At 72.9% G+C, this 15,079-nt stretch carries 3 protein-coding genes; 1 reads left to right on the top strand and 2 read right to left on the bottom strand.

Annotated elements, in window-relative coordinates; genetic code table 11:
• Nucleotides 1-72: 72 nt before the first annotated feature.
• Nucleotides 73-12,924 (bottom strand): type I polyketide synthase, encoded by a 12,852-nt coding sequence (locus AB0950_RS22145; RefSeq protein WP_366779265.1) that lies wholly within the window; start codon nt 12,922-12,924, stop codon nt 73-75.
• Nucleotides 12,925-13,313: 389 nt separating this feature from the next.
• On the opposite strand from AB0950_RS22145, the gene AB0950_RS22140 reads away from it, so the two are divergent.
• Nucleotides 13,314-13,607 (top strand): hypothetical protein, encoded by a 294-nt coding sequence (locus AB0950_RS22140; RefSeq protein ID WP_360155978.1) that lies wholly within the window; start codon nt 13,314-13,316, stop codon nt 13,605-13,607.
• 189 nt (nt 13,608-13,796) lie between these two features.
• Here the strand turns inward: AB0950_RS22140 and AB0950_RS22135 are convergent, their stop codons facing one another.
• The gene (locus tag AB0950_RS22135; RefSeq protein WP_360155981.1) at nt 13,797-14,375 is read right to left on the bottom strand and encodes a LuxR C-terminal-related transcriptional regulator; all 579 of its coding nucleotides are present in this window, start codon (nt 14,373-14,375) and stop codon (nt 13,797-13,799) included.
• Between the last annotated feature and the right edge of the window lie 704 nt (nt 14,376-15,079).

Genomic DNA, 15,079 nt, shown 5'->3' with positions numbered 1-15,079 from the left:
GGCGGGTGGTAGGCAGCAGGTTGTGGGGCTGGGGGCCGGACGGGCCGCGGGGGATCGGCTCGTCCGGCCGGTCTAGTTGAGGCCGAGTTCCTTGTCGATCAGGTCGAACATCTCGTCGTCGGACACGGCCTCGAGCAGTGCGTCGTCGTCGGTTCCGGCGCTCGCCGGCGCGGACTCGGCCGGGCTGTCGGACAGCCGCCACAGCAGCGCCTGCAGCCGGGCGGTGATCCTGCCGCGGGCCGCGTCGTCGGCCGGGTCCAGCGCGGCGACGGCGGTCTCCAGCTCGTCCAGCGCCGGCAGCTCCTGTCCGCTCGACTGCTCGGTGCCGGGGGCCAGTTCGGTGAGCAGGCGGCCGGCGAGGGCGGCCGGGGTCGGGTGGTCGAAGACCAGCGTGGCGGGCAGCGCGAGCCCGGTGGCGTCCTTGAGCCGGTTGCGCAGTTCCACGGCGGTCAGGGAGTCGAACCCGAGGTCGCGGAAGGCGTGCGAGGGGCTGATCGCTGCGGTGCCGTCGTGGCCGAGGACCGCGGCGACCTGCGTGCGGACCAACTGGAGCACCCTCCGCTCCTGTTCGGCGCGGCTCACCCCGGCCAGCCGTCCGGCGAACGCCCCCGACGGACCGCCGTCCGTGCCGCCGTCGGCACCGTCACCGGCCGCGGCGGCGCGGGCGGCCTCGGCGGCGGCGCCGCGCACCTCGGGGATCTCGTCGAAGAGACGGCGGCGACGGGCGGCGGAGTAGGTCGCCGCGAACCGGTCCCACAGCACGTCGGCGACGACGAGGAACGTCTCGTCGCGTCCGAGCGCCTGCTGCACCGCGCCGACGGCCACCTCCGGGTCCATGGTGGGCACGCCGTAGCGGCGCAGCCGGTCGCTCTCGGCGTCGTCGACCATGCCGCCGCCCGCCCAGGCTCCCCAGGCGATGGACGTCGCGACCCGGCCGCGGGCGCGGCGCCACTCGGCGAACGCGTCGAGGTAGGCGTTGGCCGCCGCGTACCCGGAGTGCCCGCCGTCGCCCCAGACGCCCGCGCCGGAGGAGAACAGCACGAACGCCTCCAGCGGCCGGTCCGCGAGCAGCGCGTCCAGATGGACGGCACCGGCGATCTTCGCCTCCGCCACCGCCCGCAGCGCGTCGAGGCCGGTGTCCTCCACACCCACGGCCGGCGGTTCCAGTCCGGCCGCGTGCACCACGGCGTTGACGGGTGCGCTCTCCGGTACGTCCGCGAGCAGCTTGGCCAGCGCGTCGCGGTCGGTGATGTCGCAGGCGGCGATGGTCACACGGGCGCCCAGCGCGGTGAGTTCCGCCTCCAGCTCGACCGCGCCCGGCGCGTCGAGTCCCCGGCGGCTGACCAGCAGCAGATGCTCGGCACCGGTCGCGGCGAGCCGCCGCGCCAGGTGCGCGCCGAGGGCCCCGGTGCCGCCCGTGACGAGCGTCGTACCGGAGAACCCGACCGTACGACGCCCGGCGGCGCCAGTGCTGGTCCCGGAGTCCGGGTCGGCGGGCTTGCGGATGAGGCGGCGTACGTAGAGACCGTCGGCGCGGACGGCGAACTGGTCCTCGTCGTCTTCACCAGCCAGGCCTGCGAAGAACCTGTCCCAGGTGCGCGCGTCGAGTTCCGGGGTGGTGGAGGGGGCATCGGTGGCGGATCGGCCGTCGGCGGGGGAACGGCCGTCGGTGGTTGCGGAGCCGGGGGCCGCCGGGAGGTCCAGGAGCCCGCCCCAGCAGTGCGGGTGCTCCAGCCCGTAGACCCGGCCGAGACCCCAGACGGCCGCCTGTACCGGCACGGGTCCGCCGTCGGATGTCCCGTTCGGGGAGACCGGTCCAGTCACGGTCACCGCTCCTCGGGTGACGGTCCACAGCGGAAGCTGATCGGAGGTGTCCGTCAGGGCCTGCATGAGCAGCAGGGTCGCGGTGACGGGCCGTGGCACGCCGGGCTCCGACGCCTCGTCGTCCCAGGTGGTGTCCGCCAGGTCGAGGGGCAGCAGGTTGAGTACGGCACCGACGGCCGGTCTGCGCTCCAACGTCGCGCGCAGCCGCGCCGCCAGGGCGGTCCGGTCGTCGCGGTCCACGTCGAAGAGAACGGTCTCGACGGCTTCGACGCCCTCACGGTCACGCAGACGCTCGATCAGCTCGCGCGTCAGGCCACCGTCGTTTCCGCCCTTCGTGCCGGCTTCGGAGCCGCCGCCCGGCAGCACGACCAGCCAGTGCGAGGGCAGCGCACCGGGTTCGGCGGCGCCCGCGTCGGCCGGCTGCCAGGTCACGGTGTAACGCCAGGAGTCCAGCAGCGCGCTCTCCCGCCTGCGCCTGCGCCATTCTGCCAGCACGGGCAGCACCGGCTCGGCCGCCCCCAGCGTCTCGCGCCGCTCGGGAGCGAGGTCGAGGGTGTCCGTCAGAGCCTCCAGGTCCTCGCGCTCGACGGCCTCCCAGAAGCGGGCGTCCACGTCGTCCCCGGCGGCGCCCGTGGCTCCGGACAGCGGTGCGGGCTCGGGCACGTCGAGCCAGTAGCGGCGGTGCTGGAAGGCGTACGTCGGCAGCGCGACCGTACGACCACCCTGACCGGCCAGCACCCGCGTCCAGTCCACCGGCACACCGCGCACCCAGGCCTCAGCGAGGGAGGTGAGGAAGCGGGACAGGCCGCCCTTGTTACGGCGTAGGGTGCCCACGACGACGGCGTCCGGGGCGGCCTCCTGCACCGGCATGCCCAGCACCGGGTGCGAGCTGACCTCGACGAACGCCGAGTAGCCCTGGTCGACAAGCCCCTGGACGGCATCGGCGAACCGGACCCGCTGACGCAGGTTCCGGTACCAGTACCCGCCGTCCAGCCGAGCCGTGTCGATCACCTCGGCATCGACCGTGGAGAAGAACGGCACCTCACTCGACTGCGGGGCCACAGGAGCAAGCGCCCGCGCCAACTCGTCCTCAGTGGCCTCCACATGGCAGGTGTGCGAGGCGTAGTCCACCGGGATACGACGGGCCCGAATGTCGGCATCCTCGAAGTGAGCCATCAGTTCATCCAGCGCGCCGGCGTCACCGGCCACGACCACGGAGGACGGCCCGTTGACGGCCGCGATGTCGATACGGCCCTGCCAGCCGGTGAGCAGTTCCTCGACCTGTTCCAGAGGCAGCGGCACGGACACCATGCCCCCACGGCCGGCGATCGCACGAATCGCCTTCGACCGCAGCGCCACCACCCGCGCCCCATCCTCCAAGGACAGACCATCCGCCACCACTGCAGCGGCGATCTCCCCCTGCGAATGCCCCACGACGACGGATGGCTGAACACCACACGCACGCCACACCGCCGCCAGCGACACCATCACCGCCCACGAGACCGGCTGCACCACATCAACATCAGCCAACTCATCGCCACCACGCACGACCTCGCTCAACGACCAGTCGACATACGGCGCCAGAGCCCGCTCACACGCCTCCATCGAAGAGGCGAACACCGGCGAGGCATCCCACAACTCCCGCCCCATACCAGCCCACTGCGCCCCCTGACCCGGGAACACAAAAGCGACACGATCAGCGCCCGGGGTGACGGTGCCTCGTACGGCGTCGGTCGCGCTCACGGCATCCGAAGCCAACTCGCCGAGCTGCTCGGAGACTTCGCTCATGCCGGAGCCGAGCACCACGGCACGGTTCTCGAACGCGGTCCGGGTGGCGGCCAGCGACCAGGCCACGTCCACCGGCCGCAGGTTCTCGTCCGCCGACTCGGCGAAGGCAGCCAGCCGACCCGCCTGCCCCGCCAGACCCGCCGCACCGCGACCCGACACGACCCACGGCACCACACCGCCGGCCGCGAAAACCGGCTCCGGCTGCGCCGACTCCACCGGCTCCGGTAGACCCGGCGCCTCCTCCAGCACCACATGCGCGTTCGTCCCGCTGATACCGAAGGACGAGACGCCGGCCCGGCGCGGACGGCCGTCCGTGTCCGGCCAGTCGACCGCGTCGGTCACCAGCGACACGGCACCCGCCGACCAGTCCACGTGGGAGGAGGGCGTGTCCACGTGCAGGGTGCCGGGGACGAGTCCGTGGCGCATGGCGAGGACCATCTTCATGACGCCCGCCATGCCGGAGGCGGTCTGCGTGTGCCCGATGTTGGACTTCACGGAGCCGATCAGCAGGGGCCGGTCCTGTGGCCGGTCCTGGCCGTAGGTGGCGAGCAGGGCCTGCGCCTCGATGGGGTCGCCGAGCCGGGTGCCGGTGCCGTGGGCCTCGACGACGTCCACCTCGGCGGTGCTGAGCCGCGCGTCGGCGAGGGCGGCGCGGATGACGCGCTGCTGCGAGGGTCCGTTGGGCGCGGTGAGGCCGTTGCTGGCGCCGTCCTGGTTGATCGCCGTACCGCGTACGACCGCCAGCACGGGGTGGCCGTTGCGGTGGGCGTCGGACAGGCGTTCCAGCAGGACCACGCCGACGCCTTCGGCGAGGGCGAACCCGTCGGCGGCTTCGGCGAAGGGCTTGCAGCGTCCGTCGGGTGCGAGGCCCCGCTGCCGGCTGAACCCGACGAACGGCGCCGCGTCGGCCATGATCATCGCGGCTCCCGCGAGGGCCATCGAGCACTCGCCGGACCGCAGGGAGCCCACCGCCAGGTGCAGCGCGACCAGCGAGGACGAGCAGGCGGTGTCGACGGTCACCGCGGGCCCTTCCAGACCGAGGACGTAGGAGACGCGGCCGGAGGCGACGGCGGTGGAGGCGCCGGTGACGAGGTAGCCCTCGGTGCCGTCGGTGCTGCGGCTGAGGCGTGTTCCGTAGTTCTGGTCGGTGAGGCCGGTGAAGACTCCGGTGCGGCTGCCGCGCAGGCTCCTCGGGTCGATTCCGGCGCGCTCCAGGGCCTCCCAGGACGTCTCCAGGAGCAGGCGCTGCTGGGGGTCCATCGCCTCGGCCTCGCGCGGTGAGATGCCGAAGAAGGCCGCGTCGAAGTGCCCGGCGTCGTGCAGGAATCCGCCGTGCCGGACATAGCTGGTGCCTGGGCGTGCGGGGTCGGGGTCGTAGAGCCGCGTCGTGTCCCAGCCGCGGTCGGCGGGGAAGCCGGTGATGACGTCCTCGCCGGCGGTGACGACACGCCAGAGGTCGTCGGGCGATCCGATGCCGCCCGGGTAGCGACAGGCCATGGCGACGACGGCGATGGGGTCGTCGTCGGTGGCGCCCTCGCGCGGGACGGAGCGGGCCGGTTGGAGGGCGGCGGCGGCTTCGCGCGGGGTCTCGCCCTCGCCCAGGGCCAGGTGGCGCAGGTGTTGGGCGAGCGCGAGCGGCGTGGGGTGGTCGAAGACGACGGTCGTGGCGATCTTCAGGCCGGTGCGGGCGGTGAGGCGGTTGCGCAGTTCGACGGCGCTCACCGAGTCGAAACCGAGTTCCTTGAAGGCGTACGCCGCATCGACGGCGTCCGCCGAGGAGTGGCCGAGCACGGCGGCGGCCTCGGCGCGCACGAGGTCCTGGACGTAGCGGTCGCGGTCGGCGGCGGGCAGGGTGTGCAGCCGCTCGGCGAGCGTCGAGGCGCCCGTGCCGTGACCGTCGCCGTCGCCGGCCGTGCTGTGGGAGCCGTCGCGGGCGGGGCGGGCGGTGTCCGCGGGGGCCTTGGGCTTGAGGTGTGCGATGAGCGGGGCGGAACGGGCGACGGTGAAGACGGAGACGAACCGGTTCCAGTCGACGTCCGCGACGGCCACCACGGTGTCGTCGTGGTCCAGTGCCTGCTGGAGCGCCACCATCGCGGGCTCGGGGGCGATGACGGGGATGCCGCGGCGCCGTAGCGGATCGCGCATCTCCTCGCTGATCATGCCGCCGCCGTCCCAGGGACCCCACGCCACGGACAGAGCGGGCAGCCCGCGGGTCCGGCGCGCGTTCTCGGCGAGCGCGTCCAGGGTGGCGTTGGCGGCGGCGTACGCCGCGTGGTCGGCGACACCCCAGATGCCGGAGATGGAGGAGAAGCAGATCAGTGCGTCGGTCTCGGCGGGGTCCAGGATCTCGGTGAGGTTCCGGGCGCCGGCCACCTTGCCGGCGGTGACCTCGGCGAACTCCGTGAGCCCGAGGTCGTCGAGCGCGCCGAGGACGCCGACACCGGCGGCGTGCACCACCGTGCGGACGGTACGGCCCTGGGCGCGCAGGGAGCTCAGCAGCTCCTCCAGCGCCGCGCGGTCGGCGACGTCGCAGGCGGCAACGGTCAGCCGGGTGCCGTACGGGGCGACTTCGGCCTCCAGCTCCGCCAGGGCCGCGGGGTCGGTGGCGCCACGCCGGCCGACCAGCACCACGTCCTCGGCGCCGCTCCGGGCCAGCCAGCGGGCGACGTGCGCGCCGAGGGCACCGGTGCCGCCGGTCACGAGCGCGGTGCCGGTGGGGGTCCAGCGGCGGGGAGCGGCGTGGGTGCCGGAGCCCGTGGAGTGGGGACGCTGGGACAGGGGGGCCGGCATCAGACGCCGGACGAACGTGGTGCCGCCCCGCAGGGCGACCTGGTCCTCCAGGGCGTCACCGCGCGCCGCCAGTACGGCGCAGAGGGCGGCGGCGTCCCGGCCGTCGAGCCGCTCGGGCAGGTCCACCAGACCGCCCCAGCGCTCGGGGAACTCCAGCGCCGCGACCCGGCCGAGGCCCCAGACGGCCGCCTGCTCCGGGCGGGTGAGCGTCTCCTGGTCCCCGACGGCCACGGCCCCCTGCGTGGCACACCACAGCGGTGCGCTCACACCGGCCCGGCCGAGAGCCTGGAGCAGCGACACGGTGAGCGCGGCCCCGGTGGACAGCACGGGGTGCTCGGGCAGCGGGCTGTCGTCCAGCCCGGTCAGCGCCAGCACCCCGGCCAGCGGCGCGTCCAGGCCGGCCAGCGCCTCGTCGAGCACGGACCCGAGAACGGCGGTTTCGGCGTGGTGTGAAGCGAGGGTCAGCGTGCGTACGCGGGCGCCGTGGCGGGTGAGCGCGTCGGCCACAGTGACGACGAACTCTGCGAGGGCGGCTTCGCCCTCGGGCACCACGAGCAGCCACTCACCGTCCAGCGTGACCGGCCGGGACTCCGGCCCCATCGGCTTCCACACCACCTTGTACCGCCAACCGTCCACCGCCGACCGGGCCACTTCGCCCCGGCGCCAGTTCGACAGGGCGGGCAGCACCTCGGCCAACGGCTCGCTGTCCGGCAAGTGCAGCGCTTCGGCGAGCGATTCGAGGTCCTCGCGCTCGACGGCCTCCCAGAAACGGGCGTCCACGGTGTCCGAGACGGCGACGGCGGTGGCGGGTACGGTCTTCTCCAGCCAGTAACGGCGGTGCTGGAAGGCGTACGTCGGCAAGGCGACGGTACGGCCACCCTGACCAGCGAGGACACGCGTCCAGTCGACCGGGATGCCGCGCACCCAGGCCTCGGCGAGGGACGTGAGGAAGCGGGGGGCGCCGCCCTCGTTGCGGCGCAGGGTCCCCACGACGACAGCGTCCGGGGCGGCCTCCTGCACCGGCATCCCGAGCACCGGGTGCGAGCTGACCTCGACGAACGCCGAGTAGCCCTGGTCGATCAGCCCCTGGACCGCATCGGCGAACCGGACCCTGTGGCGCAGGTTGCGGTACCAGTAACCGCCGTCCAGCCGAGCCGTGTCGATCACCTCGGCCTCGACCGTGGAGAAGAAGGGCACCTCACTCGACTGCGGGGCCACAGGAGCAAGCGCCCGCGCCAACTCGTCCTCAATGGCCTCTACATGCCAGGTGTGCGAGGCGTAGTCCACCGGAATACGACGGGCCCGAATGTCGACGCCCTCACAGTGAGCCACCAGCTCATCCAAAGCGTCGGCATCACCGGCGACGACCACGGAGGACGGCCCATTGACCGCGGCGATGTCGATACGCCCGGCCCACTGCGCAACGAGGTCTTCCACCTGCTCCAGAGACAGCGCGACGGACACCATGCCCCCACGGCCGGCGATCGCACGAATCGCCCTCGACCGCAGCGCCACCACCCGCGCCCCATCATCCAACGACAACCCACCCGCCACCACGGCAGCGGCGATCTCCCCCTGCGAATGCCCCACCACCACCGACGGCTGAACACCACACGCACGCCACACCGCCGCCAGCGACACCATCACCGCCCACGACACCGGCTGCACCACATCAACATCAGCCAACTCGCCGCCGCCACGCACGACCTCGCTCAACGACCAGCCGACATACGGCGCCAGAGCCCGCTCACACGCCTCCATCGAAGAGGCGAACACCGGCGAGGCATCCCACAACTCCCGCCCCATACCCGCCCACTGCGCCCCCTGACCCGGGAACACGAACACCACACCGTCGATGCCCTGGGTCGTCCGGCCCCGTATCACGGAGGAGGGCATCACCTCGGCGCCCACAGACAACTCCCGCACGGCGGGGAGCAGTTCCTCTGCCTCACAGCCCAGGATCACGGCCCGGTTCTCGAACGCAGTCCGCGTCGCGGCCAGCGACCACGCCACATCCACAGGCCGCACGGACTCCGCCGCCGACCCGGCGAACAGGGCCAACCGGCCCGCCTGCCCCGTCAATCCGTCCGCACCGCGGCCCGACACCACCCACGGCAGGACACCACCGGCGGCGAACACCGGCTCCCACTCCGACGGCTCCACGGGATCCGGAGCGCTAGGCGCCTCCTCCAGCAACACATGCGCGTTCGTCCCGCTGATGCCGAACGACGACACACCGGCCCGGCGCGGACGCCCCTCGACGCGCGGCCACGCCACAGGTTCGGTCAGCAGCGACACCGCGCCCGCCGACCAGTCGACGTGCGGAGTCGGCTCGTCCACGTTCAGAGTCCGCGGCAGCACCCCGTGCTGCATCGCGAGGACCATCTTCATCACGCCCGCCACACCCGCGGCGGCCTGGGTGTGGCCGATGTTGGACTTCAACGAACCCAGCCACAGCGGGCGTTCGGGGTCCCGGTTGCGCCCGTAGGTGTCCAGCAGCGCCTGGGCCTCGATCGGGTCGCCGAGGGTGGTACCCGTACCGTGCGCCTCGACCGCGTCCACCAGGTCGGGGGTGAGCCGGGCGTTGGCCAGCGCGGCCCGGATGACACGCTCCTGCGAGGGGCCGTTGGGCGCGGTAAGGCCGTTGCTCGCACCGTCCTGGTTGACCGCCGAACCCCGGATCACCGCCAGCACCGGATGACCGTGGCGACGGGCGTCCGACAGCCGCTCCAGCAGCAGCACACCGACACCCTCACCCCAGCCCGTACCGTCCGCACCCGCCGCGAACGGCTTGCACCGGCCGTCCGCCGCCAGCCCCCGCTGCCGGCTGAACTCCACGAAGATCCCCGGCTCCGCCATGACCGTGGCGCCGCCCGCGAGCGCGAACGAGCACTCGCCGGACCGCAGCGCCTGGACGGCCATGTGCAGGGCGACCAGGGAGGACGAGCATGCGGTGTCCACGGTCACGGCCTGTCCGCGCAGCCCGAGGACGTAGGCGATCCGCCCGCTGGCGACACTGCAGGAGGTCCCCGTCAGCAGGTATCCGTCGACGGACTCGGGGGCGTGCTGGAGCCCGGGACCGTACTCCTGCTGCATGAGTCCGACGAACACGCCGCCGTCGCTCTCGCGCAGGCCGGCGGGGTCGATGCCGGCCCGCTCCAGGGCCTCCCAGGAGACTTCGAGCAGCAGCCGCTGCTGCGGATCCATCGCCTCGGCCTCTCGCGGCGAGATGCCGAAGAAGAACGGGTCGAACTCGGCCGCGTCGTACAGGAACGAACCGGAGCGGGCATAGGTCGTGCCATGATGCTCGGGGTCGGGATGGTACAGATTCTCCAGGTCCCAGCCGCGGTCCGCCGGGAACGCCGAGACGGTGTCACCGCCGGCCGCCAGCAGCTCCCACAGTTCCTCGGGGGTGCGGATGCCGCCGGGCAGTCGGCAGCCCATGGCGACGACGGCAATCGGGTCCTCGTCGCCCGCGGCCCTCGGCTCCACCGCCGCCTCGGCCACCGACTCGGTGCCGCCTTCGAGCAGGTGGCGCACATGGCGGGCGAGCGCCTGCGGGGTCGGGTGGTCGAACAGGACCGAGGCGGGCAAGGAGACTCCCGTGTCGGCGACGACCCGGTTCCGCAGTTCGACCGAGGTGGCGGAGTCGAAGCCCAGCGCCTTGAACGTCAGCGAGGCGTCCACGTCCCCGGCACCGGCGTGTCCCAGCACGGCGGCGGCGTGCGCCCGGATCCGCTGGAGCAGATCACCCTGCCCCGTCACCGCCGCCCCGGACCCGGCCTGCTCCGACTCGGCCGGCTGCGCGAACGACACCGTACGACGGGACGCCTCACCGTCCAGCCAGTACCGGCGGCGCTGGAAGGCATAGGTCGGCAGCGCGATCGTACGGCCGCCCTGACCGGCCAGCACCCGTGTCCAGTCCACCGGCACACCGCGCACCCAGGCCTCGGCGAGGGAGGTCAGGAAGCGGTCGACACCACCCGCGTTACGGCGCAAGGTGCTCACGACCACGGCGTCGGGAGCCGCGTCCTGGACCGGCATCCCGAGCACCGGGTGGGAGCTGACTTCGACGAACGCCGAGTAGCCCTGGTCGATGAGCCCCTGGACCGCGTCGGCGAACCGGACCCTGTGGCGCAGGTTCCGGTACCAGTAACCGCCGTCCAGCCGAGCCGTGTCGATGACGGCGGCCTCGGTGGTCGAGAAGAACGGCACGTCACCGGAGCGCGGGCTCACGGGAGCCAGCGCCCGCGCCAACTCGTCCTGAATGGCCTCCACATGCCAGGTGTGCGAGGCGTAGTCCACCGGGATACGACGGGCCCGAATGTCAGCACCCTCGCAGTGAGCCATCAGCTCATCCAAAGCGTCGGCATCACCGGCGACGACCACGGAGGACGGCCCATTCACCGCGGCGATGTCGATACGCCCGGCCCACTGCGCAACGAGGTCTTGCACCTGCTCCAGAGACAGCGCGACGGACACCATGCCCCCACGGCCGGCGATCGCACGAATCGCCCTCGACCGCAGCGCCACCACCCGCGCCCCATCCTCCAACGACAGACCACCCGCCACCACGGCAGCGGCGATCTCCCCCTGCGAATGCCCCACGACGACGGACGGCTGAACACCACACGCACGCCACACCGCCGCCAGCGACACCATCACCGCCCACGACACCGGCTGCACCACATCAACATCAGCCAACTCATCGCCACCACGCACGACCTCGCTCAACGACCAGTCGACATACGGCGCCAGAGCCCGCTCACACGCCTCCATCGAAGAGGCGAACACCGGCGAGGCATCCCACAACTCCCGCCCCATACCGGCCCACTGCGCCCCCTGACCCGGGAACACAAAAGCGACACGATCAGCACGCGCGGACACGGCACCGCGCACCACACCCGAAGCGGACACTCCACCGGACGCCAACTCACCCAGCAGTGAACCGGCTTCACTCACCCCGGAGCCGAGCACCACGGCACGGTTCTCGAACGCGGTACGCGTCGCCGCCAGCGACCAGGCCACATCCACGGACCGCACGGACTCCCCCGCCGACCCCGCGAAGGCAGCCAGTCGACCCGCCTGCCCGGCCAGACCCTCCCGACCACGACCCGACACCACCCACGGCACCGCACCACCCGCCGCGAACACAGAACCCGGCTGCTCCCCGCGCTCCACCGGCTCCGGAACGCCCGGCGCCTCCTCCAGCACCACATGCGCGTTCGTCCCGCCCATGCCGAAGGAGGAGACGCCGGCCATGAGGGTGGTGTCGGGCCGGGGCCAGGGGCCGAGAGCGGTCCGGACGCGCAGGCGCAGGGTGTCGAGGGGGATGTCGGGGTTGGGGGTCTCGTGGTTGAGGCTGGGCGGGAGTTCTCGGTGCTGGAGTGCGAGGATCGTCTTGAGCAGGCCGGCTATGCCCGCCGCGCCTTCAAGGTGGCCGAGGTTGGTCTTCACGGAGCCGACGTGCAGCGGCGGTGCGTCGGCGGGTCGTCCGGCGCCGAGGACGGCGCCGAGGGCCGCCGCCTCCACGGGGTCGCCGACCGGGGTTCCGGTGCCGTGGAGTTCGACGTACTGGATGTCGTCGGGGGCGGCTCCGGCGTTGCGCAGGGCGCGGCGGACGACGTCTTCCTGGGCGGCGGCGTCGGGGGCGGTGAGGGTGGTGCCGCCGCCGTCGTTGTTGAGGGCGCTGCCGCGGATGACGGCGCGGATCGGGTCGCCGTCGGCGAGGGCGCGGTCGAGCGGCTTCAGGACGACGAGCCCGCCGCCCTCGCCGCGGACGTAGCCGTTGGCGCGGGCGTCGAAGGTGTAGCAGCGACCGTCGGGCGAGAGCGCGCCGAAGCGGTGGGGGAAGAGGCTGCTCTGCGGGGCGAGTTGGAGGTTGACGCCGCCGGCGAGGGCGATCTCGCTGTCGCCGCTGCGCAGGCTCTCGCAGGCGAGGTGGAGAGCGACGAGCGAGGAGGACTGGGCGGAGTCGAGGGTGATGCTGGGGCCGCGCAGGCCGAGCAGGTAGGAGATCCGGTTCGCGATGAGGGCGCGGTGGGTGCCGGTGAACGACTGGTGGGTGACGCTGTCCGGGTCGAGCCCGTGGGCGAGGGTCGCGTAGTCGTCGTGGGCGGCGCCGATGAAGACGCCGGTGCTGGTGGCGCCGAGGCGTGCGGGGACGACGCGGGAGTCCTCCAGGGCCTCCCAGGCGAGTTCGAGCACCAGGCGCTGCTGCGGGTCCATGGCGTCGGCCTCGCGGGGCGAGATGCCGAAGAAGCCGGCGTCGAAGCCGGTGACGTCGTCGAGGTAACCGCCCCAGCGGGGTGCGTCGTCGCCGGGTGTGCCCTCGGCGGGGGCGCCGGCGAGCCGCAGCCGGTCGGCGGGGGTGGGGCGTACGGCGCTGTCGCCGGAGCGCAGCAGACGCCACAGGGCGTCGGCGTCCGGGGCGCCGGGCAGACGGCAGGCCAGGCCGATGACGGCGATGGCACGCCGGGGCGCGGCGTTGAGCCCGTACCGTGTGCGTTCTGACTCGCTCATTCCACTCCACCAGCTTGTCGGCCCAGCCCTGTGGGCCCGCGGACGTCGGGCAGCCCGTGCTGACGGCATGCGTTCGGCGCACGGCGTGGTCGACGGCCCGTTCCGGCCGGTCGGGGCAGGGCTGGGGGTTCCCGGGCCGTCGGGCTCCCCACGCTAGGCGCGCACCCACTAGGGCGGCCCCTAGATTCCCCCGGTGTCGGGCAGGGCAGGAACTCGGCGCTGGGACCGGGGGTTTCGGGAAACGCCCAGACATGATGGGCCGGGCGGTGGCGGGTGTTGCGCTCGCCGGGGCCGGTCCTTCTCAATGAGGCGGTGCCGCCCGGCAGGGGCGGTGCCGGCCCGGCGTGCGTGCGGGCGCCTGTCCGGCCCCGAAGACGGAGGGAATGCAGATGAGCGCGGAGCTGGCGGAGGTGCGCGACGCCCTGGTGAGACTGCGCGGCAGTGTCGAGTCGCTGCGGTCGGCCGGCGGCGATTCCCCTTACATCCGCAGGCTGATGAACGACCTGGACCGCTTCCAGGTGGACATGGAGGACCTGCCGGGTGCGGGGCTGCCGGTGACGGCCGTGCGTGGGGCGAAGGGGGTGGCGCGGGAGATGGTCCCGGTTCCGGTGCACGAGGGGCCGCACCCGCACGCCCCGTGGCCGGACGCCGACGACGAGGGCATCGGCGGGCACCGCCGCTGACGAGACGTACCGCGCCGATGGGACGTGCACAGGGACGGGCCCGTACGACGCTCACGTTCCGTACGCCCCCGGGCCCCGGGCGGTGACGTTCCGCACCCCGCTCCCCGGGCGTGCGGAACGACGAACGACGAACGCCGGCTTCCCCGGTAGGAGCGGGGAAGCCGGCGTCGGAGGGCCGTGGCGGCGGCGTCACTTCACGAAGTCGGGCACGGCGCGGGGCGGCCAGCTGCCGACCGTGAGAACGCCCATGGAGTAGGCGCGGGAGACGAGCGCGGCACGGTTGGGGGCCTTGAACCGGCGCAGCATCAGGCCGACGTGGTACTCGACGCCCTGCCGGCTGAGGTAGAGCCGCGAGGCCAGCTGCACGGTGGAGGCGCCGGTGGCGACGCCCTCCAGGATGCGGGCGTCGAGAGCGGTGAGGATCGGCGTGGGCTTGGCGGGCCGCTCCGCCGCCTCGGTGGGCTCGTCGTCCGGGCTCATCAGGACGACGACGCCGGAGAGGTCGTCCCCCTCGCCCTTGACGGCGATGCCGGTGATCTCCGCGGAGAAGACCCGGTCGTGCCCGCGCATCGCGACCACCCGCTCGACGAATCGGCTGCCGTGGCCGGTCGACAGGTGGGAGAAGTGCTGGGACAGCACGGTGCGGGCGCTGGGGTGCAGGACGTCGTAGATGCTGCGTCCGCAGACCTCCGTGGACGGCCGTGCGACGTGCCGGAAGAAGTCGGCGTTGGCCGCTTCTATCTTGAGCCCGGGATCGAGGCTCGCCATGCAGGTGACATGGTGCGGAGCGGCCGGCCGGCGGTCTCCTCGGCGGGCGCTGCGCGGGAATTCCGGATGACCACTGACCTTTGTCGACCTGTCGGCGTGCGGGAGCATGGGAATATCGCCTCCTGGACGTCACACGTACTCGGAATGCGAAGCAGTGACGAAATGGAAGAGGCCGCCACGGCACGTCCGTTCCATTCGTTTATCTGCGTCGATGCCGGCGACATTAGGTGGGGCGCGTCCGGGGAGTCAACGCAGGTCCGGGCCGGCCGGGAAACACTGCGGTGTCTGCGGCGGGCGGGTTCGGTCATCGCGCGTAGCGGGGGTTCGGAGGCGGGGTTCGGTTCGGTCACGCGCGCACCGGGGGGGACCGCACCGTCCTGTGACGACCCCGCGGCGCGCGCATGACAGTGCTGTGTCCCGGGCGGGCGTTGAGGCCTCAACACGGCCGCGACCTGCGGCGAGCAGCGGGGATCCGTCAACCGGAGCCCGATCGTCCCTCTGGCACGACCGAACCGCACGCATCTCGCGCCCGATTCGCATCACGGCGAGATAACAATGGAGGCAATCTGGTTTGGTCATGCAGGCCCCGGGGTAACCCGCCCGGCCGCACCTCCCGGCCCCGCAGCCCCGATGGCCCCCTCCGGGGCGCGCCCACGGGATTTGCTACCGAAATCCCTCCCCCACCCATTACCCGCTCGAACGCC

Origin of the sequence: Streptomyces sp. NPDC007189 (assembly GCF_040703635.1) — a bacterium.
Taxonomy (GTDB): Bacteria; Actinomycetota; Actinomycetes; order Streptomycetales; family Streptomycetaceae; genus Streptomyces.
The sequence above is the reverse complement of the archived record's forward strand: the minus strand, read 5'-3'. Positions and strand labels throughout refer to the sequence as shown.